We start from the raw sequence: 26588 nt of genomic DNA, 5'->3' as shown, positions 1-26588 counted from the left end.
GAAGCTCTCCGGGCTCGATAACGAGCTGACGTAGGGATACGACCATGAGAGCTTACGCGCGCCCCACGCTCGCGCTGCTGATTGCCGCAGCGGTCTGCCAGCCGGCGCCGGCCATGACCCAGGACGACACCAGTGTCGTCGGCGTGACGATACTGACGGTAGACGATAACGACGACCTCGTCGAAGTCGAGCTTAAGATCGAGGCGTGGCTGGACGAAGGGAGGCGCCTGGCCCTGACCGGTGCTTCGTCTGTGCTTGGTGTGCTCAAGCCTGATGACGTCTACGCATGGCCGACCGCCAACACCATCGTGCTGGACCCCGGTGCGGGAATGGGTGTCTTCGGTTTCGACGCGACGGATGCGTCCCATCGCCTGACCGTCCTGAACGGCTGGACATGGTCCGATCGTGGCGAGGTGGACGATGCGGCGCCCCGCACCGTTCGGTCTACGGAGAATTCGAGCCGCTCCCTCGACGTGAGCTTCGACCTTTCGGCGGCAACGCCATCCTCCGTTTGCCGCGCCTTCCGCCGGAAAATGACCACCACGGTGTTTGGCCAGAGGGTGCCGGGGCGCGATGAATTTCGTGTCTTTTCTCGTGAACTGCGACGATGGTGTCAGTACGGCAATCTATCGGTGCACACCGCCGCGTTACCGCAGTTCACCGTTGCGCCCTTTCGTGCCACCGACGAGCCGCGGTTGAGTCTCGTCACCGAGTGGGCTCTGCTTCGCAACAACGACCCGATCGACGCGCATGGGACGACGTTCGTTTTCTGGGCGAAGACCGTGGGAGAGGGTGGCGGCAGTGGCTTCGGGCGCCGGGACGGCACGGAAGGTTATTACGACACGGCACGGGGTGGGCTTCGACGCTTACTCGACGCGTCCATTCATAGCGGCTGGGGACCGATCGAGTACGACGGCGTCGTGTCGGCGTGGCCCATAAACTCGTCCTTCCCCCGCGCGGAGAAGACGGGACTGTTCGTTTGCGACGAGCCGGAAGGAGATGAGCTCTTCGGTTGTCCCCGGCAGCCCAGGTTGAGGACGCTCTACCCCGTCGACTCTATCGACGGTGTAGTGACGGTATCCCGGGCCGAGCGGTTCATCGTTGGTGGCAATGCACAGGCGGGCGTGTCCATCGACACGATGGGGAAGGCGACACCGAACATGAGCTTCAGCCTCAACCTGGTTCAGGCGACAACGGAGACCGCACAATCGGAAATGCATCTGGTGCAGACGCGGACCAACACCGACGCCAGATTCTACCGGGCCACCCGGTGGACACCCGATGTACCGGCCATCTACCGCTGGATCAACGCACGCGGTCATAACGGCAGCCTCGTGCAGGCGACGCCGCTGGCTGGCACGCTGAATCCTCAATACGAGATCGTCTGGGAGCTGCCGCTTCGCGGCAACGAAGGTCGGAAGCTCTCCTACAACATGATTTACGAAGCGGGATGGAACACCTGCTTCAACGGCCCCAACTGCGCGGGCCACGTGCCGCCGCCTGACAGCACGCTCCAGGCAAAGGGCCGGGTGGGGTGGAAAGATCGCCTGAGACTGGTGATTCCCTACGATTGAGAGGTTTCAGCGCCGTTTCGGAAACACCGCGATCATGCCGGCGTACGGCTTGGTCATGAAGGCCGGCGCGCCCGCGTAGCCATCATCGGGCGTGAAGGCCTGCGAAATCGTGCCGTCAAGGAAGAGGGCATCCCGGCAGCCGATTTCGTCGCGGAACAAGCGCGCGAAACTGTGGAAGTTCACGGGCGCACGGCTGACCACGAAGACCACCTCGTGCGGTGTCTTCGCACAGACGCCGCTGCGCCACTTCATGCTGTCCGAGCCGTTGTCGAACTGCGGGTTGATCTCACCGTCGATGACCAGCATGGGGCCGGACTGGGTTGCCCAGCGTGGCTTGCGGCCGGCGTCGCGAAACCTTTCACTGGTGCGGACCTCGGCACTGCCATCGTCGTAGACGGCGAACACGCCGTTGGGCAGTAGCGAGAAGTTGCCTGACCGTGGGTTGCCGTGAATGAGGTTCAGCGGGACGAGCGCCTTGCCGTTCTCGACATACAGGCCGAGCGGTTTGAATTCGCGGTCGTAGATGCCCGCGTTAGTGGCGAACGATAGCGGCCGACCCTTGCCGATGGTCCAGGTCCTGAGTGCATCGATCGTGCTGAATGGCTGGTCCGTTTCCGGGCTACGCCAGTACAGCTCAATGTCTTCGCGGCGGGTGTCGACCGTAACGGCGAAATAGGACTGGCTGTCGAACACCAGGTCGCGGCTATCGACGGCGTCTGCGGGCGCAACGCAGCCCATGGCGGTAGCCGCCAGGCCGGCTGCGATGGCGATGCGAAGGAGGAAGGGGTGGGTCATGCGGGGAAGCTGCGGGCGGGGCATTCGTCGATGTTCGCCGGGTCTCCGCGGCCACGCAAGGGGCGAAACGCCGCCTTCGCATGGGGAGGGGGTAAACTCCGGGTTTTTTCCCCCTTGTTGCCACCGCCATGCCCTATACACCCATCGTCGCCACGCTCGGCTATGTGATCTCGCCGGACGGTCAGCGCGTCCTCATGATCCACCGCAATGCCCGACAGGACGATCAGCACCTGGGCAAGTACAACGGCCTGGGCGGAAAAATGGAGCCGGGCGAGGACATCGCCGCGTGCATGCGTCGCGAGATCATGGAGGAAGCCGGCATCGAATGCCTCGAGATGCGCCTGCGTGGCACGCTGAACTGGCCCGGCTTCGGCAAGAACGGCGAGGACTGGCTGGGCTTCATCTTCATCGTCGACCGCTACTCGGGAACACCGCTGACGTCCAATCCCGAGGGCGCGCTGGAGTGGGTGCCGGTGAGCGCGCTGGACGCGTTGCCCATGTGGGAAGGCGACCGGCACTTCCTGCCGCTTGTATTCGATACCGACCCGCGACCGTTCCACGGCGTCATGCCGTACAAGGACGGGCGGATGGTCTCGTGGAGCGTGACGCGGCTTTAGCGTATCGCCGCTGAAGCGGCTCCCACATAGAACGGCTGTTGTGGGAGCCGATTCATCGGCGATTCCTTTGACGCTTGGTAGGGGCCGATTCATCGGCGATGGCCCTGGCAGGGGCCACCACGACTTCATCAGCCCGTGGTTTCGATCCGCTCAACGCGACGCAAGCCACGCGGCAGCACGCCGCCACGCGTCGCACGACTACCGCCGTACTCCACGAGGTCGGCCCACTTCAGTGTCAGCTTGCGCTGGCCCGCGTAAAGGGTGACTTCACCCTTGCCCTCGGTGACCACGGCGACGCCGACGACGCGCTCTTCGCCTGAGGCCAGCTTGGCCTTGGGAATCTCGATGAGCTTGTTGCCCTTGCCCTTCTCGAGTTCCGGTAGCTCGGCGACCGAGAACATCAGCAGATGGCCTTCGCCGGTGACCACGACGATGCGGTCACGCGACGGATCGGCGGCGATCGCTGGCGCCAGGACGCGGGCGCCGTCGCTGAGCGAGATGATCTGCTTGCCTGCTTTCTGCCGACCTGTCAGCGCCTCGAAGCGGGTGACGAAGCCGTAGCCGAAGTCGGTTGCCAGCACGATGCGGGTGTCGTTATCCGCCGTGACGACGGCATCGAAACGTGCACCGGCCGGCGGGCTGAAGCGGCCGGTGAGGGGTTCGCCGTTGCCGCGTGCGGAAGGCAGCGTGTGTGCCGGCGTAGCGTAGGCACGGCCAGTGGAATCGATGAAGGCGACCTGTTGCGTGGTGCGTGCGCGGGAGATCGCCAGCAGGCTGTCACCATCGCGATAGGAAAGGGCCTCACCGTCGATCTCGTGACCCTTGCCGGCGCGTACCCAACCCTTGTGCGACAGCACCACGGTCACCGGTTCGGAAGCGACCAGGGCGCTCTCGTCCAGGGCCTGCGCCACGCTGCGCTCGATCAGCGGCGAGCGACGCTCGTCGCCGTACTTCTCGGCATCGCTGCGCAGTTCTTCCTTGATCAGGCTCTTCAGCTTGGCGGGCGACTTCAGCAGCACGCTGATACGCGCGCGCTCTTCCTCGAGCTTGCCGGATTCTTCATTGATTTTCATTTCCTCGAGACGGGCCAGCTGGCGCAGCTTGGTCTCGAGGATGTAATCGGCCTGTTCCTCATCAAGACGGAAACGGGAGATGAGCACCGGTTTCGGCTCTTCCTCGGTACGGACAATGCGGATCACTTCGTCCAGGTTGAGGTAGGCGATGCGCAAGGCATCGAGCAGGTGAAGGCGGCGCTCAACGCGACCCAGTCGGTGATTGAGCCGGCGGGTGACGGTGTCGGTGCGGAAACGCAGCCATTCGGTGAGGACCATCTTGAGGTCCTTCACTTGCGGCCGGCCGTCCAGGCCGATCATGTTCATGTTGACGCGGAAGCTCTTCTCCAGGTCCGTGGTGGCGAAGAGGTGCTGCATCATCTCGTCCGCATCGACGCGGTTCGACCGCGGCACGAGCACCAGGCGGATCGGGTTCTCGTGGTCCGATTCGTCACGCAGGTCTTCGATCATCGGCAGCTTCTTCGCGCGCATCTGCGCGGCGATCTGCTCGAGGATCTTCGAGGGCGACACCTGGTGCGGCAGTGCGGTGATGATGATGTTGCCTTCGTCACGCTCGTAGATGGCACGGGCACGGACGGAGCCGCCACCGTTCTGGTACATGGCCAGCAGCTCACGGCGCGGCGTGATGATCTCGGCGAGCGTGGGGTAATCCGGGCCTTGCACGTGCTCGCAGAGATCGGCGATCGTCGCTTCGGGGTCGTCGAGCAGACGAATGCAGGCGCTCGCGACCTCACGCAGGTTGTGCGGCGGGATGTCGGTAGCCATGCCCACGGCGATGCCCATCGAGCCGTTCAGCAGCACGTGAGGCACACGCGACGGCAGCCAGGAGGGTTCGTCCATGGTGCCGTCGAAGTTTGGCACCCAGTCCACGGTGCCATGCTGGAGCTCGGAGAGCAGCACCTCGGCGATCGGGGTCAGGCGCGACTCCGTATAGCGCATCGCGGCGAAGCTCTTCGGGTCGTCCGGCGAACCGAAGTTGCCGTGGCCGTCGACCAGCGGGTAGCGGTACGAGAAGGGCTGGGCCATCAGCACCATGGCCTCATAGCAGGCCGAGTCGCCGTGCGGATGGAACTTGCCGATCACGTCACCGATGGTGCGCGCCGACTTCTTCGGCTTGGCGCTGGCCGAGAGGGCCAGCTCGCTCATGGCGTAGATGATTCGGCGCTGGACCGGCTTGAGCCCGTCACCCACGAAGGGCAGGGCGCGATCCAGCACCACGTACATGGAGTAGTCGAGGTACGCCCGCTCGGCGTAGTCCTTGAGCGGGATCTGTTCGTAATTGGCTTGCAGATTCATGGGCTTGGCTGTCCGGCTGGCGCGCTAAGGCGCGTCGTTAACCGGGTGATGTTGCCAGAAACCCGTCTCATAGGTGTAGACCGTAGATAAATGTGGGAGCCGGTTCAGCGGCGAAAAGCCAACGAAGCGGTGACGCCGGTCGGCATGTACCTCAGCGCAACGCCTTCCCCGCATCGACATCCTTCAAGAACCCGATCAACCCCGTAAAGTAGGTCGTCTGATCGTCATACATGGCCATGTGCCCGCCCTTCGGGCACAGCAAGAACCGGGCATTCGGCATCTTCTTCGCCATGGCTTCCATGTATTTCGGGTCCATGGTGTCGTACTGCGCACCGATCACCAGCGTGGGAACCTTGATGTTCTTCAGGTCCTTGCTGCGGTCCCAGTGCAGCAGCTTGCCACTGGCGCCCAGTTCGCTCGGGCCCTGCATGGACACGTAAATCTGTTCATTGATATGCGCGAACGCGCGCTGCACCGGCTCCGGCCACTGGTCGGCCGGCATCCGCAAGATGTGCTGCTCGTAGTGCATGGGCATGAGGATCGCCATGTAAGCCGGATCGGCCGTCTTCTTCTCCGCCTCCATGCGCTTGATCTCGGCGAGCTTCTTCTGGTCCATGGCCGGCATCAGCACGTTGGTCGCGTACTGGTTGTAGGCGGGGATGCTGTCGACCATGTTCGAAATGATCAGGCCCTTGAGGTGCTGCGGGTATTTCAGGGCGTACTCGATCGCGAGCACGCCGCCCCACGAGTGGCCGAGCAGGTAGAAGTTGTCCTTGTCCAGGTGCAATGCCTGGCGGACCTGTTCCACCTCGTCCACGAAGCGTGGAATCTCCCACAGGGATTCGTCGGTGGGTTTGTCGCTGAATGCCGAGCCCAACTGGTCGTAGTAGTAATACTCGATGCTGGCACCGGGGAAATAGCTGTCGAAGGCTTCGAAGTACTCATGCGTGGCACCCGGGCCCCCGTGTAGGAGCAGCACCTTGATGGTCGGGTTGTTGCCAACCCGCTTGGTCCAGACGCGGAACTTGCCCTTCGGGGTGTCGATCGTGATCATTTTCACGCCACCGGAGAGGATGTCGTCGTGGCCTGCATGATCGAAATAGGAGGTGGGAGCGGCTGTAGCAGTCCCCGCGGGCGCGGCGAACGCGCAAGCAGTGACGAGCATCAGTGTAACGGCGGCAATCAGACGGCGCATATCGTTGTCCCCCAAGTGATGGCGCTGACTATCGCTGGACGACGCCACGCTGGCAAGCCATCACGTGCCTTCGACGTTCCCGAAGGTTCCCCAACGAGCCGCCCCCGCGTTCACCGCAGAGCCAAGGGCCCCTTGCTTATATGATGATTTTAGGCGGGACACCCGATGCAGAAAGATATCTCCGCAGACGGACTGCGCGGCCTTGCCGCGGTAAACGTGTTGCTCTGCCATCTGTTCCTCGCCTTTCTTCCGGGCGGGTTCGCGTTCATCTATCCCGACACGACGACACCCGGCGCCATGCGCGGCATGGTCGACCACATCATCGGCTTCGCGCCGCTTTCCGTGCTGTGGAACGGCCAATTCGCGGTGTGCATCTTTTTCGTGCTCAGTGGTTACGTGCTGACCAAGGCGTACGTTGAGCGTGGCGATGCCATGATCTTCCGGCAGCGCGCATCGCGGCGGTACCTGCGGCTGTGCGTGCCGATCTTCGGCTCGGTGATGTTCGCCTGGTTCGTCATGAGCATGGGGTGGTCGCACGCCAGGGAAGCCGGCGCCCTTTCGGGGTCGCGCTGGATTGCCGACTTCTGGGGCAAACCGCCGGACTTCCTCGAAGCCTTGCGCGATGGCTTGTACGGCACCGTGCTCGGCGGATGGTCGCGTTTCAATCCCACGTTGTGGACGATGAAGATCGAGTTGCTCGGCTCGATGTTCGTGTTCGCCTATCGTTCGCTGACTCTTCCCGGGCGGGCGGGTGTGCTCAACTTCGGTGTCGCCGTCGCGCTGCTTGCCTGGTTTTTTCCGCATGACTGGCCGTACTACACGGCCTTCCTCGCCGGCAGTCACGTGGGAGAAGCACGCCTCACCAGATCGAAACCATGGCTCACGGTCGCGTTCATCGGGGTTGTTATCTGCGGCGGCTTCGATGTATCGCCGTGGTACGACTGGACACATGTCGTGCCGCTGGCCGACAACGAGCGCAAGGCCCTGTTCGACGTCATCGGTGGCGTGCTGTTGCTATATGTCGTGCGTTGCGGCCTTCTCGACGGTGTTCTGCAAAGCCGGGTCGCGCGGTTCATGGGACGCATTTCGTACGCCTTCTACCTTGTACACCTGCCGATCCTGCTGAGCTTCTCGGCATGGTTCTATGTGGTGATCACCAAGACGCTGGCGCTCGGTGCCGTCCCTGCAGCGCTACTCACGATTCCCGTGACATTCGCCGTTGTGATCGCCGCAGCCGTGATCTTCGACCGGACCTTCGACCGTTGGGGTATCGCATTGTCGCAAGCGATCTTCCCGGTTCCACGTGAGCGGCCCAGGACCGTCGCCGTGCGCAGCGTCGATGGCCTGCGGCGTCGGCTGCGTTACCGTCGCCGCCGCATCGTCGAGCGCGGCGGCGATCTCGATAAGCGCGAACTCAAAGGTTGAAGTTTGCCTCGACAGGAAAGTGGTCGGACGGATAATGGCCATCTTTCGAGGTAATCACCGTCTGCACCGACGTGGCTTCCACACCGCGATACAGAATCCAGTCGATCCGCTTCGTGGGTTTGCCGGTGAAGCCGTGGAACGTATCCTCCGGGCCTTCCCGCTTCGGTGCCGTGGACCACGCGTCCTTCAACGCGGCCGTGAGCGTGGCGTGCGCTTCGCTTTCCGGGCCGGTGTTGAAGTCGCCGGTGATGATGACGGGCACGCCGGCCGGTAGCTTGCCGATCCACGCAGCCATCTCGCGGGCACTGCGCGAACGTGCGCCCTCGTCCTGGTCGCGGTACGGGTAGTGCGTGTCGAGCAGATAAAAGCGCTTGTGGTCGGAGAGTCGCTCGAACAGCGCCCAGTTGACCATGCGCGGAAAAATGTTGCCCCACGATATGCTGGCCACCTTGTCCGGCGTGTCAGAGAGCCAGTAGTCGCCGCTCTCGACGAGCTTGAGACGGTCCTTCCGGTAGAAGATGCCCATGTGCTCGTCGGCATGGCTGCCAAAGCGATCGCGGCCGAACCAGGTGTACTCCGGAAGTCGAACGATGGTGTCGTCGCCTTGTTCCTTCGCCAGTTCCTGTGTGCCGATCACATCCGGATGGAGCTTCCGGATGGTGTCGGCGAACAAGTCCCGACGGGCCTCCCAACGGTCCGGGCCGTCCTTTCCAGTGATGGTTCGGACATTGAAGGACATTACCCTGAGTTCGTCGGCGATGGCGGGCTGGGCGATGGCTGCGGTAAGCGCTGCAAAGAGGGCGAGTCGGGACATCCGGATCATGCGCGGAGGATTCCTTATGACGGGGGAGTCTCACGAATATATCGACGTAACGAGGTCATTTCCGTTACCTGGATCCCGCCTGCGAGCGACACCATGTCGCGCCTCGAACCGGCGACGCCGGCATCCGCCGGTCCCGGCAATCGGTCAGAATGGGCCGATCTTACGCAGCAGCGGAGCGGACATGAACAATCCTGAGCCCGGTTCGCCGCGGTCTGGCGCCAACGGCCGGCGCGTTGCGCTCGTGGTGATCCTGATCGCGTTCGTCGCTTCGGCGACCACCGCCATGCTTGCATTCACCGCCTCCCATCGGGCGCGGACAGCGGATGCCACGGCACAAGCCGCGGATATCGCGGACCTGCGCGCGGTACTTGCCGAGTGGCAGGCACAGGTGACCGAAGCGCAGCGCGCCGGACATGACGAAGCACCGCAGCGCCTTGGCCTACTCAAATCGCGGGCAGCGGTTCTGACGGCGTGGAAGCCGCGGACACCCTGCGGCGAGCAAGCGCGAGAACAGCTTCACGTGGCCATGGATGCGCGGATTCGTCGCATCGATGGCGCGCTCGCCGGAAAGCCCACTGGCCTGGATCGGGTCGATGAGCAGGCGAGCCTGGATGGAGCGCTTCGACAGTGCGAAGTCGAGCCGGGTCGCGATGTGAATATCTGATCGGGGTTCCCGCCTGATCAGGCTCTCGGCGCTTCGAACTAATCGAAGAATCTTGCCAATGTTTTGGCACCGCCTTCGGCGAGCCAGACAAAGAGCCCGCAGCAGCCCGCAGTGACGGTGGCGCTCGTCGTCCCCACGCTCTTCCAGGAAGGAAGCCGCTCAAGTTGCGATTCAAAGCGAATGAGCTGACTGTCGGCTTCGCGCTGGCGGCTTTCTTGCCGGACAAACCGATCCTCGTCGCGATCAAATCGTTCCCTGGTTCGATCGAGACGTTCCTCGACGCCGGTGATGCGTGCACCGATGGCCGCTGTCTGAACCTTCAGCTCGACGATGTCTTCGCTGACCTTGTTCAGACGTATGTCCATGTTGTCCAGGCGCGTGTCCATGTTGTCCAGACGCGTGTCCATGCTGTTTAGACGCGTGTCCATGCTGTCCAGACGTTTGTCCATGCTGTCCAGACGCTTGTCCATGCTGTCCAGACGGCCGTCCATCGTCTGGAGCCTTCCATCGATGCTTCTGAGCAGGGTCTCGATAGTCACCGAGTCATCCTTCGTGATTTCTGCTTTGGGAACGTCAGCGTAGGGGGACAGATAGTCGCCTGAATTGAGAATCGTGACCGGTTTCGGGGTGTCATTCGCCGGGTTGAGGATCGTCATGAGGGCTCTCCGCAGGGGTCGATCAAGGTTGGCCCGGGGAGGGTGGGGTCGTCTGTAGCTCTCGCTCACGCCATGACGTCGGACGTTGCTGTGAAACGTCAGAATGCAAAAAGGCCCGCGTGATAGCGGGCCTTTGATTCAACAACTGCCGGTGACGACTCAGCTATTGCACTGAATCATGATGTCCCGCCTCGCCATGACGCCGCCCGCCGACTTGTACGCGTTGCTGCTGTAATTGACCTGCGCCCCCTGGACGCGGTCGATCACTTCATAAGGCCCGTGGCAAAGACCTGAGGCCTTGTTGTAGCAGTCGCCGATGTCTTGAGAGCCTGTATTACAGGTGACCACGAAGCCTTGGTCGCCGCTGGGAAGGGTGATCCGCCTGGACTCGGTGCATCCGGCCGACAGGCCGGCTACTAATACCCATAGAGCAACTCGCATTCCTGCCATTCGACCCTACCCCTGAATCCATGCGGTTGAGCACACGCGCGAGAACGCTCTGGCGCGACGAAGTACACGACGTTTTTAGCAAGTGGGGAGGTTTTTCGCAACGCTGCTTTCGCGATGGCCTGCGAGCGCTGGTAAATGGTGGCTCGGGACGGAATCGAACCGCCGACACGGGGATTTTCAATCCCCTTTATCGTCGTCCCGCAGAATACTAGATGATCTGCGGTGAAGTGAAGAACCTCATATAAACAGTTAGATAGGTTCCATTAACTTCCGTGTTCGTCCACGTGTATCATGTGAAAAACGGGCACCGAAGGGGCACCAATGTCGGGTACGAAGAAGCCAATGACGGCTCTTAGCATCAAAAACTTAAAGCCGGACGAATCCGCATCGGATCCTTCGCCGCGTGGTGCCGGGGTCCTCCAGGCAAGAAAGCTCTCCAACGGGTCCGTTGCTTTTTACTTCCGATATACCAATTCGAAAGGGGTTAGAGACAGACTCTCCGTTGGCCTCGATAGCACCCTTCAGGAAGCGCGTAAGCGGGCAGCTGTGTTGTCCAGGCGGTATCAGGATGGCGACAGGGACCTCCGAGACGCCCTGGTTGCGGAGGCACTAGAGGTGAAAAGAGAGGCGGAGGCGGCGGAGGCAAGACTGGAGAGCCAAAGGGCGAAGCTGGCCGCGACGCTCGGTGCGCTGGTGCACGCTTACTGTGATTTTCTCGAAGCCCGAAAGAAGGTCAGCGCGCCAAAGGTGCGCCAGGCGCTCTTGAAGCATGTTCGCGATGCTGCGCCGGCTCTTTGGTCGAAGCCGGCAATTGACCTGGATGTCGAAGATTTGGCCTTTCTTATCCGCCCGCTCGTACACAAGGGAAGACTGCGTGAGGCGGCGAAGATACGATCGTACCTGCAGGCCGCGTACGCGTCTGCCGTGTCTGCAAGACAGGGTATCAACGGTTCTCAGTCTCTTCGAGAACTGCAGATCTCACGGAACCCTGCGAAGGATCTTGCAACAGTTGAATCGGCGGGGACAATGCGACAAAGGGCCCTTTCCGAATCGGAGCTACGCGCTTATTGGCAAGTCATTTCAGCTATGCCAGATCCAGGCGGCGCTCTACTTCGGTTTCACCTGCTCACCGGGTGTCAGCGTATCGAGCAGTTAGCTCGCGTGGAAACGACAGACGTAGACGCTGATAGACCCTCAATGAAGATCTATGACGCTAAAGGCCGTCGAAAGGCTCCTCGTTCGCATGAGGTTCCGTTGATACCAGCGGCTATTAAGGCTATGGAAGACATGGATGTGTGCTTGGGGACGTTTGTAGCGAGCGTTGATCATGGAACCTCGGGCGCCGCCTACGCGTCATACCGTCACCGATTGAAGGAAGTCACTCGGATTCTTCTGGAAAAGGGGAAGCTTCCGGGTGGCGTATTTGCCGTCGGCGACCTTCGTCGTACGGTTGAGACAAGGTTGGCAGCGGTTGGAGTAAGCGGAGAGGTGCGTGCCCAGCTGCAGAGTCACGGGTTGGGTGGAGTGCAGGCACGCCACTATGACCGCCACGAATACTTTTCGGAAAAGCTCGGCGCGCTCGAAAAGCTTTTCAGGATCATCGTTGGATGACCTGTTTATCTACGAGTCATAGAAGAAATTCGCTTGGTTGTCGATCGTGTCGAGTGAGGCGACCTACGCTTCCTAAGAATTTACCTCGTCGTCGTCAGGGATAGTTATTAGCGCTTTCGTTGGCAGGGATGAAGCAACAATTTCTTAGGCAATAATGGGTAGTTCGTCTCATTTTCGCCCTCTACCGTAGGCCATTTGTTTTAATTTCAGGCTGTGGATAATCCGTTTTCCGCTCGACGGTGATAGGCACCACGAGCAGCTAACAGGAGTCCAGAATGAACGCTGCAACACAACCCGTACGACTATTACGCCTGCCTGAAGTCCTTCGGACGATCGGCATCTCCAGGTCTCATTTGTACAAGATGATGAGCGAAGGTGTGTTCCCTCTCTCTATTCGTTTGTCTGCACGCGTCGTCGCATGGTCTGCATGCGACGTCGACTCGTGGATCCTAAAGCGAGTCGCCAGTTCACGACAGTGAGCCGAGGTTCGTGCGTCAGCGCGCGTGTAATGCATATCCCTAGCCCGACGCCGTTCCCCTAGTCAGGCAATCGGTGCAGTGAATCTACAGCGCTCTAAATATTAGGCAGGCGTGCGCGAGGCAAGCTTCTCGCGGCACCGCGCTTGCTCAAACATACGTGTCTATCGTGACTTATGGCTTGTTCGAGCCGTCAGGTTCGAGAGACTTTGCCCAAAGAAACTGAAGAGGTAATTTTATGAAGGAGAAGACGGTTACATATAGCCGTGGACGGGTTACGTACGAAGAAGCCACTGCGATAGTCGCGCAGTACGCACCTTTTCGGTTCTTCGTTACGTTGACCTTCCGTAAGCCTACGTCGAAGCGTGAAGGCACTGCCTGCCTAAAGGCTATCGTGAAAAGGCTTCATCGCACGATATTGGGCTCCCGCTGGAGGCAGCGTGTGCGAATCGAGGGTGTGGCATCGTTGGAGACGACCGTCTACCGGCGGCAGGGGTCCAAGATAGTCCAAGGCTGTCACTTCCACCTTCTCGTAAAAGATCATCCGGTATTCGCGGAGGACGAAGTGGCTGCGCGTCGTGCGCTTAAAAAGGCCTTGATGAAGGTCACTCGCGGCATGAAGCATAGTAGCGTTACCGAACTATTTCATAAGAAGAGCGGCGTCAGGGTGGACCCTGTGAGGGATGCCGCGATCTGCGGTTACATCGTAAAGGAAGCTCGAAACGGCGACGCCTGGGACATTTCCGAGAGGCTGTTTCTCATCGAGCGTCTGCCGGAAGACTAGTTATGTACACTGTGATCGAGAAATTCTAGAAAATTTCCGCGCGAGTCCCGATGCGGCCTGGCGGTGACGCAAGTACACAGTTATGTTTGAATAGATCGAGCACCGTAGACCTACTCTGCGACTGAGTGCACTTTCACCACATCAAGCGGTCGGTCCCCGGTTCGTCCGCAGGTAGATGCTTGCTATGAAGAAATCTTACGCGAGACGGTGCGGTTGCCATGGTCGATTCGTCGTCGCCGTAGATATTCGCTGATCCATTCGGTAGGCGTTACTTCAAGGGCTTCGAGTATCTCGATCAGTTCGACTGGATCCAGTCGTCGCTCGCCTCGTTCGACTTTCGAGACAAATGTCTGAGTAACGCCGACTCGCGTGGCCAAATCGCTTTGCGCCACGCCCTCGCGCTCGCGGGTTTCGCGAACCATCTGGATGAGGAGTCGGTAGTCCTCATGATGCGTCGAGGCCATATTGATTGCCTTGCTGGAGACCAGCTAGGCAACCTATAGACCGTTTTGGTATAGTCCAAAACGGACTAGTCTAAAGTAGACTAAAAAGGGGCGCCGGCATAAGACGTTCGTCTTTCTCGCGGGCGAGGCTTACACCAATCAATGGGAAGAGTTCAATGAAAGGACGTTTTCTGCTGACGGCACTGCGTGGAGTACTAGCGGTCACTCTTGTCGCGTCATCCTGCGGCTGTTCGGGCTCTGCGCCTGAAAGTGCCACGGCATCTTGGGTCGGTTCCAGCGATGACTTTCTCGCAAGATGGAACTCAATCGTCGGCAAGCCATATCAGATTGAGAGTCTGCCGAAGGGTACTACCGTCCTGTTTACCAACGGGCGGATGACTTCTGGTGGCGATATGTTCATTGCCGACACGCGCGACCCCTCACTGTTCTTGCCTCTATGCGTTAACACCGTGCGGTCGGCACTCGGTTTGTCGAAGGATGTCGCTACAGCTGTTACGAAGGATGCGTTGTCTCGCGTGAACTCTGACCCAGGCATGCCGGGGTACGGATTGGCATCGTTCCAGGGCTACGTTGTGGCGATATCGGTGGGAACCACTCCAGTCTTCATGTCCTGCACCGTGAACCCTTCGCGTTGAGGAACAGTAGGCAAAGGTGCGGTTCTGGCGGACTTCCGTAAACGTGGAATCACTTTACAAGTTTGGCAAAGAGGCGACCGGTCAATTTCATCGTCGATCGGGGCAGCCTAAAGGGCATTCGATTGAGCGCGTCTGACAAGACCTACGAGAAGTGCCGACACGTCTATACCCTTAAGCTGGACGCTCCAGTGTCGGCTGGTTGGTTTTTTTGCGAGGGAATGCCCCGTAGGCGGCCAGGCAACGATAGGTAAGTCTAAAGAAGGGCGAGAAATGGCAGGAGCATCTGGAGCAATCATCATCCGGCAGGATGGTAAGTCTATCGACTGGACAAAGCATTGCAGCCCTTGCGGATACACCGAGCCTGGGTATCACAAGTCGCAATTGCAGCCACATACAGTGCTTCATGCAGGCACGTTTTCTTGCCCGAAGTGCAGGGCGCAGACGCCAGTGGTCATCTACGGATAGGGAGCTTTCGCAGCATTTCTCACCGTGTTGCGGAGCGTGCCCCCCTAAGCGCACCATAGCCTTACTTCATGGTGGCGCAAGCAGTCATGGCAGATTCGCCGGGCTCCGGTTACTGGACCTGTGTTCGATGCAGCCTCCCGGTGCTACACAGTACCGCCGAGGTCAACGTCGACGACTTCGGCTGCTTCTTTCTCTGTGGCCGGTGCGGTCGTCGGAACAAGCTTAAATGCGTCTCCACGCTTGGTGACGAGACAACTGCCTTCGTGCAAGTAGACGATCGTTCGCACTAATGTGTGCGTTGAGCATCTGTCGGCCGGAGAGGGGCAATGATCCTCGCTCAGCACAGTGTCGAGCGAGCTATCCGTTCACCGGTACGTCCAGCTTAACCCCGAAATGGCCACGGTCGTGGGTACCTCGATCCCAACCTCCTACGATCAGTGCCTTGCAGGAAAATATCCCAGTTGGAAACCCCAGGCGCTTGATCTCGGCCCTATATTCCCGAGCATTGGGGCGGCTGAGGTAGCCGACAGTCTTGCCTTGTATGTCAACCCTAACAGCCATCGGATCATGCGTGTTGTCGTCTTCTGGTACCAGGGTTGCTTCGCAATGGCTTCGAACACCCTCGCTCGTCCGGCCGCCTGCGATCCGCTCAATATTGCTCTGGTACGAGGCTTCCCCAACAACGTCCAGTCCATAAGAGCCGGTGGGCGTCAGTTGGCCAAGGACTGTACGGAGTGAATCCTGGGGGGGAGCGACCTCCTGCCAACTTCCCCCGTAGCGCAGTGATCCCTGCGATCAGGATAAGACCCACGAAAAGAATCAGAATGATCACAATGATGGATTCCGAAGCCTCGAATGTTGTATTGAAGCACGCAAGTTGACGATTCTCTATGCTGGTCTCAACATTCCTGACGAGCCCCTTTGGGGGGCCTTGGTTACCTGAGGTTGCAAATGGAACGTTGCTTTGTGATTCAGCCATTCGACGGCGGCGCATTCGATGCCCGATACGATGACATCTTAGATCCGGCCGTGAGGGCCGCTGGCTTAGAGCCTTACCGCGTTGATCGGGATCCTAAAGCAAGCATTCCAATCCAGGAGATCGAGACTCAGATTCGGGCCTCTAGGATTTGCTTGGCGGACATTACGCTCGACAACCCTAATATATGGTTCGAACTCGGCTTCGCGATTGCCGCCTACAAAGATGTCGTTCTGATTTGTGCTGAGCATCGCCAGGCGAAGTTTCCTTTCGACGTACAGCATCGCAATATCATCTCGTACAAAACCGGATCCCCGAGAGATTTCGAGAAGCTGGCAGACCAGATCAAGGGGCGTCTCGTCGCGCTCTTAGAGAAGGAGCAGACCCTTTATGGAGCGGCAGAGATGTCGAAGCTCCAGAAGATCGAGGGCTTGGAGCAGCACGAAGTCGTCGCTCTGGCTGCTCTGGGAGAAAATATCGATTCCACCGACGGTGCCGCATCTGGGCATAGCATTCGTCGTGACATGGAGCGCTCAGGCTTCACCAAAATGGCGGCGACCATCGCCCTCAAGTCCTTGCTCGACACTGGGTTTGTATCTGAAGAAGAGCAGCAGGACGACGAGGGTTATCATTTTGCCGCATACAAGCTGACAAATAACGGTTGGGCATGGATTCATGCGAATAAGCGTGAGTTCGTCCTGAGAAAGCCAGCGCCTCGCTCGCTTCCCGTTAAGGACGACATACCGTTCTAACCCACGTCAAAGCTATAAGCCGCTACCTCCATTCGGAGCGGCCCGCTTTGATGATCGATAGGGAAGCGTAGACACATGGACGCTCGGGGAGCCTTCATTCTCAGCATAGCGGCGTTGGTACGGCAGTCGGTCGCCTTGAATGAGGCTGCTCTTGGGGGAAACTTCGAGGAAGCACGCGTTTGCGCCGAGTCTATTCTTGCCAGGGCTCAGGCTGCTGGACATGCAGACTTGGTTGAAGTGGTCGCTGATGTGCTCAGTCGACTAGGACCAATCGGTACCAGTCCCAAGGGAGGCTACGGCGAGGGACTGCTCCGAATCGCCCACGAAATAGACGATATCGCGTTCCCATCCGGAAGTTAGATGCGTCGTTGCTTCCCATCGGGTCCGGTCGAACCTTGCGGCTGCAACTAGACATCCGCATCTGTACTACTGACGGATCAGGCGGCGGTTTGCAGTGCTCTATATATGGTTGCGACGCCGACGTTGAAGCGATCGGCGAGCTGCTGGACGGAAAAAGCCTCTTCCTCCCTTAGCATTCGTATGCGTTCACACTGGTCGGCGGTGAGGGCTCGCCTTCTGCCAAAAGAAACACCCTTCTCCTTCGCCTTAGCGATTCCGTCGGTCTGTCGTTCCGCCCGGATATCATTCTCGAACTGGGCAAAAGCTCCGAGCAAACTAAACATGAGGCGGCCTTCGGGTGACCCCGTGTCGATCGCTTGATCGAGCACTCGCAGAGCAATCCCTTTCCTTTGGAGCGTGTCTGCGATCTTGGCTAAATCGAGCACTGATCGGGCCATTCGGTCGAGGCGTGAAATTACCAAGGCATCGCCTTCCCGAAGAAACGCCAGGCACGCCTGAAGTTCGGGACGGTTGTCCGCCTGCTTACCAGAACGTTTTTCCGCGAAGATGCGCGAACAGCCGGCGGCGGCAAGCTTGTCCATTTGCACGTCCAGGCTCTGGCCAGAACTACTCACACGAGCGTACCCGACGATCTCGCTCATATCAAAACTCCTTAGATGTTCTGATAATACACTTCTGACATGAGTTTTGGTAGGTCTCTGGCGATCTACCGAAAGGTATACATTTTGCGATTCCCCGAGGGGGACGTGACGGCTATCCTACAAATGGCTCAGCCGGTGTGCATCCTGCACGCCCTGGGGACGAGCCCGCTAATTTTTGGTTGCAAATGAATCTCTCCAGCATCGAGGAGGCGCTCAAAGGCCTTGTCTCAGCGCCTTTCAACGCTCGCACTTTCGTCTTCGGCCTGCTTGAGGCGTACGACGTTCCTCGCGCGACCCTTGCCAAGCTTGGCAAGCAAGAGTGGCTCGAAAATGCATCGGTCCTCATCTGGAAAGGGAAGCTGCACTTTCTTGAGGCGCCGGTTGGCGAGGCCGAGAGGGCCTACGATGCCCTGGAACTCTCAGAGCAGGCCGAAAAGCGGCCGTGTCGGTTTATTTTGGTGACCGACGGTATCGACTTTTTTGCAAAGGACTTGAAGCAGGATCGTCCGATCCACGGGGCCTACGCGCAGCTCAACGACTCGTTCGAATTTTTCCTGCCAATGGTGGGCATCGAGCGGTTCGAAGATGAGCCAGAGAATATCGCAGACGTCAAGGCAACCGGGCGACTGTCGAAGCTCTACGACGCGATTCTCGACGCGAATCCGACCTGGTTAGATGAGAGGCATACCCATGAACTGAATGTGTTCATGACGCGTCTCCTTTTTTGCTTATTCGCTGAGAGTACGGGGATCTTCCAGAAGAAGATCTTCTCGACGACGGTTTTTACGCTCTCTGGTGATGACGGGGATGGAACGTCTGCGGTTATCGATCAAATTTTCAGGATTTTGGATATCGTCGAAAGCGATAGGGGCGATATTCCCGAATTTTTAGGGCGGTTCCCGTACGTAAATGGTCTGCTGTTTCGCGAGGTAGCCGAGGTTCCAGCGTTCTCTAAGACGGCGAAACGTCTTCTTAAAGAATGCGTCTCCCAGGACTGGGGAACGATCAATCCAGACATCTTTGGATCAATGATTCAGGCGATCGTCCATCCCGAGCTGAGGGGCGACTTGGGGATGCACTACACATCCGTTCCAAACATTCTAAAGACTCTCAAGCCTCTGTTCCTCAGCGACTTGGAGCAAGAGTTTGAATCTCGGATGGACGACGAGGAAGGGCTTCGCCAGCTGCTCAAGAGGATCTACGGTATACGAGTTCTAGATCCGGCCTGCGGGTCAGGCAACTTTCTCATCACCGCATATCGTGAGCTGAGGGAGCTGGAAACGAAGATCTTCCTTCAGTTGCAAAGCGTGGCAAAACAATGGTCGTTGTCCATGAGTGGGATTCGTCTCGACCACTTTTTTGGCATTGAGGTGACGGATTTCGCTGCGGAGACGGCAAAGCTATCCCTCTGGATTGCCGAGTACCAGATGAATCGCCGGTTCGAGGAGGTCTTCAATAAGTCTCCCGCTCCGCTTCCGTTGTCCGATTCTGGCCACATCCTGTGCAGGAATGCGTTACACACCGATTGGTCGTCCGTCTGTCCGAAAGTTTTGGCATCGGAAATCTACGTCGTCGGGAACCCGCCATATCTGGGCAGCGTGTTCCAAACGGCCGAGCAGAAGGAGGATATGAGACATGTTTTTAGCGGGCACCTCAAGACTTATAAGGATCTCGACTACGTTGCTGCGTGGTTTGTGAAGGGCGCGGAGTATGCGCAAAAAACTGGAGCAAAGCTGGCATTGGTCTCGACGAACTCCATCTGTCAGGGCGAGCAGGTCGGAATGCTGTGGCCGATTCTCTTCCGTATGAATCAAGAGATCTTCTTCGCTCATCAGTCCTTCAAATGGCAGAACAGCGCCTCTAAGAACGCAGCCGTGATGTGCGTAGTCGTGGGCCTTCGATCCAGACAAAAAGGAATCAAAACGCTCTTTCAAGGTACGACCGCCCGCACGGTGTCAAATATCGGTCCGTATCTGGTCGAGATGGATGACACAATCGTTTTCAAGCGCACGAAGGCAATTAGCGATTTGCCTCAAATGGATTACGGCAACAAGCCGACAGACGGAAGAAATCTCATCCTTGACGCTCGTCAGCGGGACGAGTTGCTGCAACAGCACCCTGAGGCGGAGAAGTTCGTACGCAAGTACATGGGGTCGAAAGAATTCATAAAGGGAATTGAACGGTGGTGTATCTGGGTCGGCGATGACGTTGTGGAGGAGGCTCGGAATATTCCGGAGCTCAATCATAGGTTCGCCAGAGTTGCTACTCTCCGTCGAGAGAGTAACGGGAAGCAGGCAAACGCAAATGCGGCCACGCCCTACCGATTTGTGTATCGGCCACATCGCCAAGGAGAGGCGATCATCGTTCCGGGTGTCGCGTCCGAACGGCGGCGTTACACCCCCATAGGCTTGCTTTCGGGCGCAACGGTGATCAGCAACCTGGCGTTCGCGATATATGATGCGAGCGACTTTGTCTTTGCATTACTCTCGTCACGCTTACATACGGTATGGCTTGCTGCTGTGGGTGGTCGGATGAAGAGCGACTATCGCTATTCCAATACCCTCGTGTACAACACTTTTCCGGTTCCTTCGCTGTCTTCCGCACAGAAAGATCTACTGGCCGAGCATTCGCTGTCGATCATCGAAGCTCGTGAGGCTCATCCTGGTAGGTCGCTGGCATGGATGTACGACCCCGCGACGATGCCGGAAAACCTTCTTGAGGCCCACGCTGCGGTCGATGCGGCCGTTGAGGAAATCTATATCGGCCGTACGTTCAAAGACGATGCGGAAAGGCTCGAACACTTGATCAAACGCTACTCGTCCGCATTCGCTCGAACCAAGCGAGCGACGGCTGTGAGGAAATCTAAGAATGGCTGACTTCGTTACGGTTCGATATGCGGCGACTGGCGCGAGCCAAGTAGTCGACGAGCAGGGCATGCGAGAGATGCAGGCTCGTGTCTATGACGCACGGAATTCGCAGTATCTGTTAGTGAAAGCACCTCCCGCATCGGGAAAGTCGCGGGCGCTCATGTTTGTCGCCCTCGATAAGCTCGAAAATCAAGGCATAAAGAAGGTTATCGTCGCTGTCCCCGAGCGATCGATCGGCTCTTCTTTTAGGTCAACGCCGCTTACGGTGGGTGGATTTTTTCGGGACTGGAACGTTGATACGAAGTGGAACCTAACCGAGGGAGCCGGTGCTGCGAACAAGGTGAAGGCCATCTCATCTTTCATGGCATCACCTGAAAGTATATTGGTATGCACCCATTCGGCGTTCCGATTTGCCTTTGACGCGCTCGGCGCCGAGGCGTTCGATAACGCGCTGATCGCAGTAGATGAGTTTCATCACGTCTCCGCCGACGATGGAAGTCGACTAGGTGAGGTTGTTCGTGAGCTCTTGGAGCGTGGGCGGGCTCATATCTTGGCCATGACCGGATCGTATTTTAGAGGGGATGCCGTCCCCGTCTTGCGTCCCGAAGACGAAGAGCGTTTCACTAAGGTTATTTATACGTACTACGAACAGCTCAATGGATATAGAGACCTGAAGAGCCTTGGGATTGGTTACCACTTCTATCGGGGCAAATACGTCGAAGCAATCAACGAGGTTCTCGATCCATCACTGAAGACAATTGTTCACATACCCCATGTACGGTCAGCGGAATCGACGACGGACAAGTACACCGAGGTGGACCGGATCTTGGATCATCTCGGTGAGGTCATCGATACCGACGCCCGGACTGGCCTCTATCACGTGAAGACGCCAGATGGTCGCGTCCTAAAGATCGCTGATCTGGTAGACGATTCGAGTGACCGAGAAGCTGTCATGCGGACTCTTCGGTCCATTCAATCTCGAGATGATGTTGACATCATCATCGCTCTGGGAATGGCAAAGGAAGGATTTGACTGGGTGTGGTGCGAGCACGCGCTGACCGTGGGTTATCGAGGGTCTTTGACAGAAGTGATTCAGATCATCGGGCGAGTCACTCGTGATGCGCCTGGGAAAAACCATGCGCAGTTCACAAACCTGATTGCCGAGCCCGACGCTTCAGAAGAGCGGGTCAGTGATGCAGTGAATAATATGTTGAAGGCAATCGCATGCTCGCTGTTGATGGAGCAAGTCTTGGCTCCAAACTTCAATTTCAGGACGCGTGACGATTCCGATGATCTCGACGGCGCTCGGCGGGCGTTGGAAATTACATACGATGCGGTTGAGGACGAGCGGGGCTTCCAGACAATCACAATCCGTGGGTTCGCCGAGCCTGGGACGGATCGTGCTCGTCAGATTCTTCAGTCCGACCTAGACGCGCTCACCGCCGCCATCTTCCAGGATGAGTCCGTGCTTCGCGCGGCGATGACGCCTCATGAATACCCACCCGAAACGGTGAACCAAGTATTCATACCCAGGGTCATCGCACGTCAGTACCCGGATTTAGATCCGGACGAGGTGGAGGCGATCCGTCAGGCGATAGTTGCACAGGGTGTCTTCAAGAGTCCGGCAGTCTCGGTTGAACAGCATCACGATACGCGTTTTGTGCGCTTTGCTGATCGACTCATAAATCTTGATGAGTTGGACATGGATCTTATTGATTCAATCAATCCCTTTCAGCGCGCTTACGAGATCATGTCGAAGGCCGTAACAGCAGATGTGCTCCGTACGATTCATGGAGCGATATCAGCTACCAAGACTGCGATGAGTGAGGAAGAGGCCGTTGCGCTCTTTCCCAGGATCAAGGAATTTCGTGCCGAAAGGGGCGCAGAGCCGAGCCTGGTCAGCCCGAACCCGCTAGAGCGTAGAATGGCTGAAGCCTTGGCGTGGCTTCGAGAGGCTAAGCGACGCCGAATGGCATCTCCCATACCTGCATCATGAAAAGAGTCAGAAAAACGCTGGATGAACTATTTCTCGAGGACGACCCGTTCGGGTTGCTCGATGTGAAACCCGTGCGCGCAGCGGCGGGTGACGATAAGTCGCGTCTTTTCGAGGCTTTCGAGGAAATTTGCCAATTCATCGATGCCCATGGCCACGTTCCGGGTGAGGGTGCCGCGTCCGGCCGTATCTCTCTTTCAGAGCGACGCTTGAAGGAGCGTCTCCGCGTCTATCGTGCTGACCAGGCGATGTTTGAGAGGCTTAGTGCAGTCGATCGACATGGATTGTTAGAGGGTATTCGCGCCCAAACGGTGCCGCAGAGTCTTGATGACCTTTTGGATGAACCGCTGTTGGATTCGCCTGAGCCGGATATCTTTGTTCGGCGGCACGCCGTCTTGCGTGGCGCCCAACCGGACAGGATTTCTGCTCGCATACCCTGCTCTGAGTTCGAGAAGTTCGCACCACTTTTCAAGCAGTGCACGGCGGATTTGATCTCTGGCGTCAGGCAGAGCAAGCGATTTGCTAACGAGCAAGAGATTGACGTTGGGCAATTCTTCATTCTTCGCGGCGTTATGGTGTACGTCGCTGAGGTGAACGAGCCGCATGTTCGGAACGGCAAGCGTAACGCTCGGTTGAGGTTGATCTTCGACAACGGTACGGAGGGGCAGAACCTTCTGAGGTCGCTCGCGACTGAGCTCTATAAAGATCCATCGGGTCGACGAATTTCATCGGCAAGCATTGGCCCTTTGTTCGAGGCCGCAGCGTCTGGCGCAATGGCACCGGATTCTCTGGGTGTCGGGCGTGTTTACGTGGCACGCAGCATGTCACCGGACCCAAAAATCGCCTCCCTCGACGGCAGGCTTTACAAAATAGGTGTTACGACGGGATCCGTCGCAGACCGAGTGCGCGGAGCGGCTTCCGACCCGACTTTTCTATTCGCGCCAGTGCGCGTGATCCGCGAGTTCGAGGTCTTGAATTTCGATCCGATTCGGTTGGAGGCGATATTGCACCGCTTCTTTTCTTCAGCTCGGCTTGCCATCGATATACCGGGTCACTTCGGAAAACCCTTTCATCCGAAAGAATGGTTCCTAATTGATCTTGCAGTGATCGATCAAGTGATTCCGCTTATCGTCAAAGGAGAGCTCTCGGGCTCTTACTACGATCCAGATACCGAGACGATAGTGAGCGCACTAGACGCAGGCGAGTGAGCTGCTTGGCCGCTGGGAAGCCTAGAACGCCGTTTGCGCGTCTCGGCGGCGTCGAAGCTCGCCTGCGTCAGTGCGCGGCCAGCGCAAGCGCCCATGGGCTCAACTGGGACCTTCAAGGACGAGGCCGGCGCGAGGAATTCTGAGCCAGAGACACCGGCGTCGTAAGCGCAGGAGAGACTGCGAAAAAAAACGGGCACGGAACGGACATCCGACACGTCAACGTCGCGATGTCGTTCGACGAGTCTTATGCAAGTACTTGAAAGGAATGGTGGCTCGGGACGGAATCGAACCGCCGACACGGGGATTTTCAATCCCCTGCTCTACCAACTGAGCTACCGAGCCACAGATGCCTGCAACGAATGTTGCGGCGAGTGGAGCCGCGTATTAAATCCGTTGCGGGCGTCGGCGTCAAGCCTCTCGTTCGGGCGGAACGTAGCCGGCGGGCTGCACGACGTCGCCGCCGAAGAAGTACTTTTCCATTTCCCCGCTGAGGAAGCCACGGGTCTTCGGGTCCAGCGGGGACAAGCGCATCTCATTGATAAGCATGGTCTGGTGGCTCAGCCACTGTGCCCACGCCTCCTTGCAAACATTCTCGTAAATGCGCTTACCAAGGTCGCCTGGCCAGGGGGCGAAGTCGAGGCCTTCGGCGTCGTGGCCGAGTTTCACGCAGTGAACCATGCGCTTCATGGGGATATCTCCGGAAGGTTGTCCAGCAGCGTGCGCACCGGGGCAGGCAAGCCGAGTGAGGCGATCTCGCCCCTGTCGCACCAGCGCCGGTCGGGGCGGTCGGCCACGGCGGTAAGTGGGGCGGCATGGTCGAACAGGATGGGGGAAACGTCCAGCCGGTAGTGACTGAAGACGTGGGTGAAGGCGGGCAGGGGATCGGCGTCGCCGACGCGTGCGATGCGGGCCGCTACCGAGCCTGCCGCGGAGGCGTCGTCCGCTTCCGGCAAGCTCCATAGCCCCGACCAGACACCTTGTGCGCCGCGCTTCTCCAGCAGGATGCGACCGCGGGCATCGCGCAGGAGCAGCATCGACAGCGCGCGCGTCGGAATCTTCTTGCCGGGCTTGGCGGTAGGAAGCACGGTGGTCAGGCCATCGCGCAGGGCGACGCAGCTCGCAGCCTGTGGGCATAGCGGACACAAGGGCTTGCTGCGCACGCAGACCGTGGCGCCGAGGTCCATGATCGCCTGCGTGAAGTCCGCCGTGCGCCTGGCCGGCGTGTGCTCGTCCGCAAACAGCCACAACTTTTTTTCCACGGCGCTTTCGCCGGGATGGCCGGCTACCCCGTGATAGCGGGTCAGGACGCGTTTGACATTGCCGTCGAGGATTGGAAAGCGCAGGCCATACGCCTGCGCGAGGATGGCGCCGGCCGTGGAACGGCCGATGCCCGGCAGTGCGAGCAAGGCATCGAGGTCGCGTGGCAATTCACCGCCATGTTGCTCGACGCACAACTGCGCGGCACCGTGCAGGAAGCGCGCCCGGCGGTAGTAACCCAGGCCCGACCACAACGCGAGCACGGTGTCTTCGTCGGCGTTGGCCAGCGCGGCTAGCGTGGGTAGTCGTTCGACGAAGCGCTGGAAGTAACCGATGACGGTAACGACCTGGGTCTGTTGCAGCATGATTTCGGACAGCCAGACGCGATACGCGTCGCGCGGGTGCTGCCAGGGTAGATCCTTGCGACCGTGATGGTCGTACCAGCGAAGAAGTTCGGTAGCGAAGACATTCATGGCAATCGAGCTGGCGTAGTGGCGGTCGAGGTCGGAGCCGGTGAGGCCGCTGCCGCTGCCCCGGACGTCGCGCGGACGCGCAAGCCCTTGATGTGCACGCTGCCGACGTCCACCTGTGTGGATTCGATGCTGCCCTGTACGGGTGGGAGCGTGGGTGAGCGCCCCGCCTGCACACCTGTCCACCAGTCGGCCAGTGCAAGCGGCGGAAGGTGGAGATCCGCATGGTCCTGCTCACCGTCGATCTTCAGCGCGATCGATAGCGGATCCTGTTGGTTGGCTGGCGTGACGCCAAGAACCACGTCATAAGGGGCGGCAGCGGCGCGCGTCACCTGCCCGGCCATCGAGGCGCCGACATCCGCGCCGCCCCGCCACGTGGCATCGCCATGCAGTTTTGCGCTGAAGTGGTCCTTGCTTGCAACATCCAGGTTGAGCTCGCCGAGCGTAAGCACGCCACGTGTGAGCGCGGGCGTGGTTGCGAGATCGAGTGCGTAGGGCGTCTCGTCCGCCGTGCTCGCGTCGATGGACAGGTTGAATCGATGGTTGCTGGCCAATCGGCCGGCGTCGATGTCGACGTTGGAGAGCAGCAGCCGGTTGCCTCGCAGCAGGGTGCTTCGCGACACGCGGAATCCGGCATCGATCTCTGGCAGGATCGCGCCTGCGGTTGAGGGCCGCTGCGGCAGCGTGTCGAGATAGGCAGATACAGCGTCGAGGTCGATGCGCGCGCTTTCTATTTCCAGTCGCGAGATGGTGGCCTCGCCACCCATGAGGGTGCGCCATGGAAGGACGAGTTTCCCGCGCGAGGCGACGATCAGCGGCGCGCCGCCGCCATCTCCGCGCAGCGTGATGCCATCCAGTTCAAGCGACGGTTTGGGCCATAGGCTGGTGCTGGCCGGATTGGCAAGGGTAAGGTCCAGCCCGGCGACACGTGCGCGCGACTGCAGCAGCGCAGTGAAACGCTCCGGCTGGAGCACGACGTACATGGCGACCAGCGCCGCGAAGATGATCGCGGCGAAGAGGCCGACGACGGCGAAGAGGCCGACGCGCAGTCGTCGGTTCAT

At 59.0% G+C, this 26588-nt stretch carries 21 protein-coding genes and 1 tRNA gene; 11 read left to right on the top strand and 11 right to left on the bottom strand.

The window, feature by feature from the left end:
- Positions 1-44 precede the first annotated feature (44 nt).
- On the top strand, positions 45-1574 hold the full coding sequence (locus C8J98_RS16915; RefSeq protein ID WP_107914359.1) for a hypothetical protein: 1530 nt from the start codon (positions 45-47) through the stop codon (positions 1572-1574).
- A 6-nt stretch (positions 1575-1580) separates the two neighbouring features.
- Here C8J98_RS16915 and C8J98_RS16910 read toward each other — a convergent pair whose 3' ends face one another.
- Positions 1581-2312: a phosphodiester glycosidase family protein gene (locus C8J98_RS16910; RefSeq protein WP_107914476.1), complete on the bottom strand. Its 732-nt coding sequence runs from the start codon at positions 2310-2312 to the stop codon at positions 1581-1583.
- 185 nt (positions 2313-2497) lie between these two features.
- On the opposite strand from C8J98_RS16910, the gene C8J98_RS16905 reads away from it, so the two are divergent.
- A complete protein-coding gene (locus C8J98_RS16905; RefSeq protein WP_107914358.1) occupies positions 2498-2986 on the top strand; it encodes an 8-oxo-dGTP diphosphatase in 489 nt (162 codons plus the stop codon).
- A gap of 128 nt (positions 2987-3114) precedes the next feature.
- On the opposite strand, the gene parC is transcribed toward C8J98_RS16905, so the two are convergent.
- Together parC and C8J98_RS16895 are read right to left on the bottom strand one after the other, a co-directional pair.
- Entirely contained in the window at positions 3115-5355 is a 2241-nt protein-coding gene (parC, locus tag C8J98_RS16900; RefSeq protein ID WP_107914357.1) for a DNA topoisomerase IV subunit A, read from the bottom strand.
- 151 nt (positions 5356-5506) lie between these two features.
- On the bottom strand, positions 5507-6550 hold the full coding sequence (locus tag C8J98_RS16895; RefSeq protein ID WP_107914356.1) for a proline iminopeptidase-family hydrolase: 1044 nt from the start codon (positions 6548-6550) through the stop codon (positions 5507-5509).
- Positions 6551-6715: 165 nt separating this feature from the next.
- Between C8J98_RS16895 and C8J98_RS16890 the strand changes: the two genes are divergently transcribed.
- On the top strand, positions 6716-7975 hold the full coding sequence (locus tag C8J98_RS16890; RefSeq protein ID WP_107914355.1) for an acyltransferase: 1260 nt from the start codon (positions 6716-6718) through the stop codon (positions 7973-7975).
- Here C8J98_RS16890 and C8J98_RS16885 read toward each other — a convergent pair.
- The gene (locus C8J98_RS16885; RefSeq protein WP_233260265.1) at positions 7965-8798 is read right to left on the bottom strand and encodes an endonuclease/exonuclease/phosphatase family protein; all 834 of its coding nucleotides are present in this window, start codon (positions 8796-8798) and stop codon (positions 7965-7967) included. The genes C8J98_RS16890 and C8J98_RS16885 overlap by 11 nt on opposite strands.
- Before the next feature lie 181 nt (positions 8799-8979).
- On the opposite strand from C8J98_RS16885, the gene C8J98_RS16880 reads away from it, so the two are divergent.
- Positions 8980-9462: a hypothetical protein gene (locus C8J98_RS16880; protein WP_107914354.1), complete on the top strand. Its 483-nt coding sequence runs from the start codon at positions 8980-8982 to the stop codon at positions 9460-9462.
- Positions 9463-9500: 38 nt separating this feature from the next.
- Here C8J98_RS16880 and C8J98_RS16875 read toward each other — a convergent pair whose 3' ends face one another.
- Complete coding sequence (locus C8J98_RS16875) at positions 9501-10118, bottom strand: hypothetical protein (RefSeq protein ID WP_107914353.1); 618 nt, start codon at positions 10116-10118, stop codon at positions 9501-9503.
- 771 nt (positions 10119-10889) lie between these two features.
- Between C8J98_RS16875 and C8J98_RS16865 the strand changes: the two genes are divergently transcribed.
- The 3 genes from C8J98_RS16865 to C8J98_RS16855 all read left to right on the top strand — a co-directional run bounded on the left by C8J98_RS16865 (position 10890) and on the right by C8J98_RS16855 (position 13439).
- Positions 10890-12179 (top strand): integrase family protein, encoded by a 1290-nt coding sequence (locus C8J98_RS16865; protein ID WP_158272745.1) that lies wholly within the window; start codon positions 10890-10892, stop codon positions 12177-12179.
- Between the two features lie 275 nt (positions 12180-12454).
- Positions 12455-12658 (top strand): AlpA family phage regulatory protein, encoded by a 204-nt coding sequence (locus tag C8J98_RS16860; RefSeq protein ID WP_107914350.1) that lies wholly within the window; start codon positions 12455-12457, stop codon positions 12656-12658.
- A 235-nt stretch (positions 12659-12893) separates the two neighbouring features.
- The gene (locus C8J98_RS16855) at positions 12894-13439 is read left to right on the top strand and encodes a hypothetical protein (RefSeq protein ID WP_107914349.1); all 546 of its coding nucleotides are present in this window, start codon (positions 12894-12896) and stop codon (positions 13437-13439) included.
- A 182-nt stretch (positions 13440-13621) separates the two neighbouring features.
- Here C8J98_RS16855 and C8J98_RS16850 read toward each other — a convergent pair whose 3' ends face one another.
- A complete protein-coding gene (locus tag C8J98_RS16850) occupies positions 13622-13903 on the bottom strand; it encodes a helix-turn-helix transcriptional regulator (RefSeq protein WP_107914348.1) in 282 nt (93 codons plus the stop codon).
- A gap of 2051 nt (positions 13904-15954) precedes the next feature.
- Here C8J98_RS16850 and C8J98_RS16840 point away from each other — a divergent pair.
- On the top strand, positions 15955-16731 hold the full coding sequence (locus tag C8J98_RS16840) for a hypothetical protein (RefSeq protein ID WP_107914474.1): 777 nt from the start codon (positions 15955-15957) through the stop codon (positions 16729-16731).
- A 437-nt stretch (positions 16732-17168) separates the two neighbouring features.
- Here C8J98_RS16840 and C8J98_RS16830 read toward each other — a convergent pair whose 3' ends face one another.
- Positions 17169-17732: a recombinase family protein gene (locus C8J98_RS16830; protein ID WP_107914345.1), complete on the bottom strand. Its 564-nt coding sequence runs from the start codon at positions 17730-17732 to the stop codon at positions 17169-17171.
- Positions 17733-17917: 185 nt separating this feature from the next.
- Between C8J98_RS16830 and C8J98_RS16825 the strand changes: the two genes are divergently transcribed.
- The 3 genes from C8J98_RS16825 to C8J98_RS16815 are packed head-to-tail and all read left to right on the top strand — an operon-like array spanning position 17918 to position 23800.
- The gene (locus tag C8J98_RS16825; RefSeq protein ID WP_107914344.1) at positions 17918-20608 is read left to right on the top strand and encodes a DNA methyltransferase; all 2691 of its coding nucleotides are present in this window, start codon (positions 17918-17920) and stop codon (positions 20606-20608) included.
- A complete protein-coding gene (locus C8J98_RS16820) occupies positions 20601-22595 on the top strand; it encodes a DEAD/DEAH box helicase (protein ID WP_107914343.1) in 1995 nt (664 codons plus the stop codon). The genes C8J98_RS16825 and C8J98_RS16820 overlap by 8 nt, the downstream gene beginning before the upstream one ends.
- Positions 22592-23800 carry a GIY-YIG nuclease family protein gene (locus C8J98_RS16815; protein ID WP_107914342.1) on the top strand — a complete coding sequence of 403 codons (1209 nt, stop codon included), beginning with the start codon at positions 22592-22594 and terminating at the stop codon, positions 23798-23800. The genes C8J98_RS16820 and C8J98_RS16815 overlap by 4 nt, the downstream gene beginning before the upstream one ends.
- A gap of 266 nt (positions 23801-24066) precedes the next feature.
- On the opposite strand, the gene C8J98_RS16810 is transcribed toward C8J98_RS16815, so the two are convergent.
- The 4 genes from C8J98_RS16810 to C8J98_RS16795 all read right to left on the bottom strand — a co-directional run bounded on the left by C8J98_RS16810 (position 24067) and on the right by C8J98_RS16795 (position 26588).
- Positions 24067-24142, bottom strand: a tRNA-Phe gene (locus C8J98_RS16810).
- 66 nt (positions 24143-24208) lie between these two features.
- Positions 24209-24487, bottom strand: a complete 279-nt coding sequence (locus C8J98_RS16805) for an oxidative damage protection protein (protein WP_107914341.1) — start codon at positions 24485-24487, stop codon at positions 24209-24211.
- Positions 24484-25530, bottom strand: coding sequence for an A/G-specific adenine glycosylase (mutY, locus tag C8J98_RS16800; RefSeq protein WP_107914340.1), 1047 nt, complete (start codon positions 25528-25530; stop codon positions 24484-24486). Before mutY ends, C8J98_RS16805 begins: the two co-directional genes overlap by 4 nt.
- A complete protein-coding gene (locus C8J98_RS16795; protein ID WP_146171661.1) occupies positions 25527-26588 on the bottom strand; it encodes a membrane assembly protein AsmA in 1062 nt (353 codons plus the stop codon). Before C8J98_RS16795 ends, mutY begins: the two co-directional genes overlap by 4 nt.

It is taken from the genome of Luteibacter sp. OK325 (assembly GCF_003050935.1).
Lineage (GTDB): Bacteria > Pseudomonadota > Gammaproteobacteria > Xanthomonadales > Rhodanobacteraceae > Luteibacter.
This window is presented reverse-complemented; position numbering and strand designations above follow the sequence as displayed.

Bases quoted from the DNA above. Each gene is read 5' to 3' on its own strand.
- C8J98_RS16915 (WP_107914359.1), top strand. From the start codon at position 45: ATGAGAGCTTACGCGCGCCCCACGCTCGCGCTGCTGATTGCCGCAGCG.
- C8J98_RS16910 (WP_107914476.1), bottom strand. From the start codon at position 2,312: ATGGGCTGCGTTGCGCCCGCAGACGCCGTCGATAGCCGCGACCTGGTG.
- C8J98_RS16905 (WP_107914358.1), top strand. From the start codon at position 2,498: ATGCCCTATACACCCATCGTCGCCACGCTCGGCTATGTGATCTCGCCG.
- parC (WP_107914357.1), bottom strand. From the start codon at position 5,355: ATGAATCTGCAAGCCAATTACGAACAGATCCCGCTCAAGGACTACGCC.
- C8J98_RS16895 (WP_107914356.1), bottom strand. From the start codon at position 6,550: ATGCGCCGTCTGATTGCCGCCGTTACACTGATGCTCGTCACTGCTTGC.
- C8J98_RS16890 (WP_107914355.1), top strand. From the start codon at position 6,716: ATGCAGAAAGATATCTCCGCAGACGGACTGCGCGGCCTTGCCGCGGTA.
- C8J98_RS16885 (WP_233260265.1), bottom strand. From the start codon at position 8,798: ATGATCCGGATGTCCCGACTCGCCCTCTTTGCAGCGCTTACCGCAGCC.
- C8J98_RS16880 (WP_107914354.1), top strand. From the start codon at position 8,980: ATGAACAATCCTGAGCCCGGTTCGCCGCGGTCTGGCGCCAACGGCCGG.
- C8J98_RS16875 (WP_107914353.1), bottom strand. From the start codon at position 10,118: ATGACGATCCTCAACCCGGCGAATGACACCCCGAAACCGGTCACGATT.
- C8J98_RS16865 (WP_158272745.1), top strand. From the start codon at position 10,890: ATGTCGGGTACGAAGAAGCCAATGACGGCTCTTAGCATCAAAAACTTA.
- C8J98_RS16860 (WP_107914350.1), top strand. From the start codon at position 12,455: ATGAACGCTGCAACACAACCCGTACGACTATTACGCCTGCCTGAAGTC.
- C8J98_RS16855 (WP_107914349.1), top strand. From the start codon at position 12,894: ATGAAGGAGAAGACGGTTACATATAGCCGTGGACGGGTTACGTACGAA.
- C8J98_RS16850 (WP_107914348.1), bottom strand. From the start codon at position 13,903: ATGGCCTCGACGCATCATGAGGACTACCGACTCCTCATCCAGATGGTT.
- C8J98_RS16840 (WP_107914474.1), top strand. From the start codon at position 15,955: ATGGAACGTTGCTTTGTGATTCAGCCATTCGACGGCGGCGCATTCGAT.
- C8J98_RS16830 (WP_107914345.1), bottom strand. From the start codon at position 17,732: ATGAGCGAGATCGTCGGGTACGCTCGTGTGAGTAGTTCTGGCCAGAGC.
- C8J98_RS16825 (WP_107914344.1), top strand. From the start codon at position 17,918: ATGAATCTCTCCAGCATCGAGGAGGCGCTCAAAGGCCTTGTCTCAGCG.
- C8J98_RS16820 (WP_107914343.1), top strand. From the start codon at position 20,601: ATGGCTGACTTCGTTACGGTTCGATATGCGGCGACTGGCGCGAGCCAA.
- C8J98_RS16815 (WP_107914342.1), top strand. From the start codon at position 22,592: ATGAAAAGAGTCAGAAAAACGCTGGATGAACTATTTCTCGAGGACGAC.
- C8J98_RS16805 (WP_107914341.1), bottom strand. From the start codon at position 24,487: ATGAAGCGCATGGTTCACTGCGTGAAACTCGGCCACGACGCCGAAGGC.
- mutY (WP_107914340.1), bottom strand. From the start codon at position 25,530: ATGAATGTCTTCGCTACCGAACTTCTTCGCTGGTACGACCATCACGGT.
- C8J98_RS16795 (WP_146171661.1), bottom strand. From the start codon at position 26,588: ATGAACCGACGACTGCGCGTCGGCCTCTTCGCCGTCGTCGGCCTCTTC.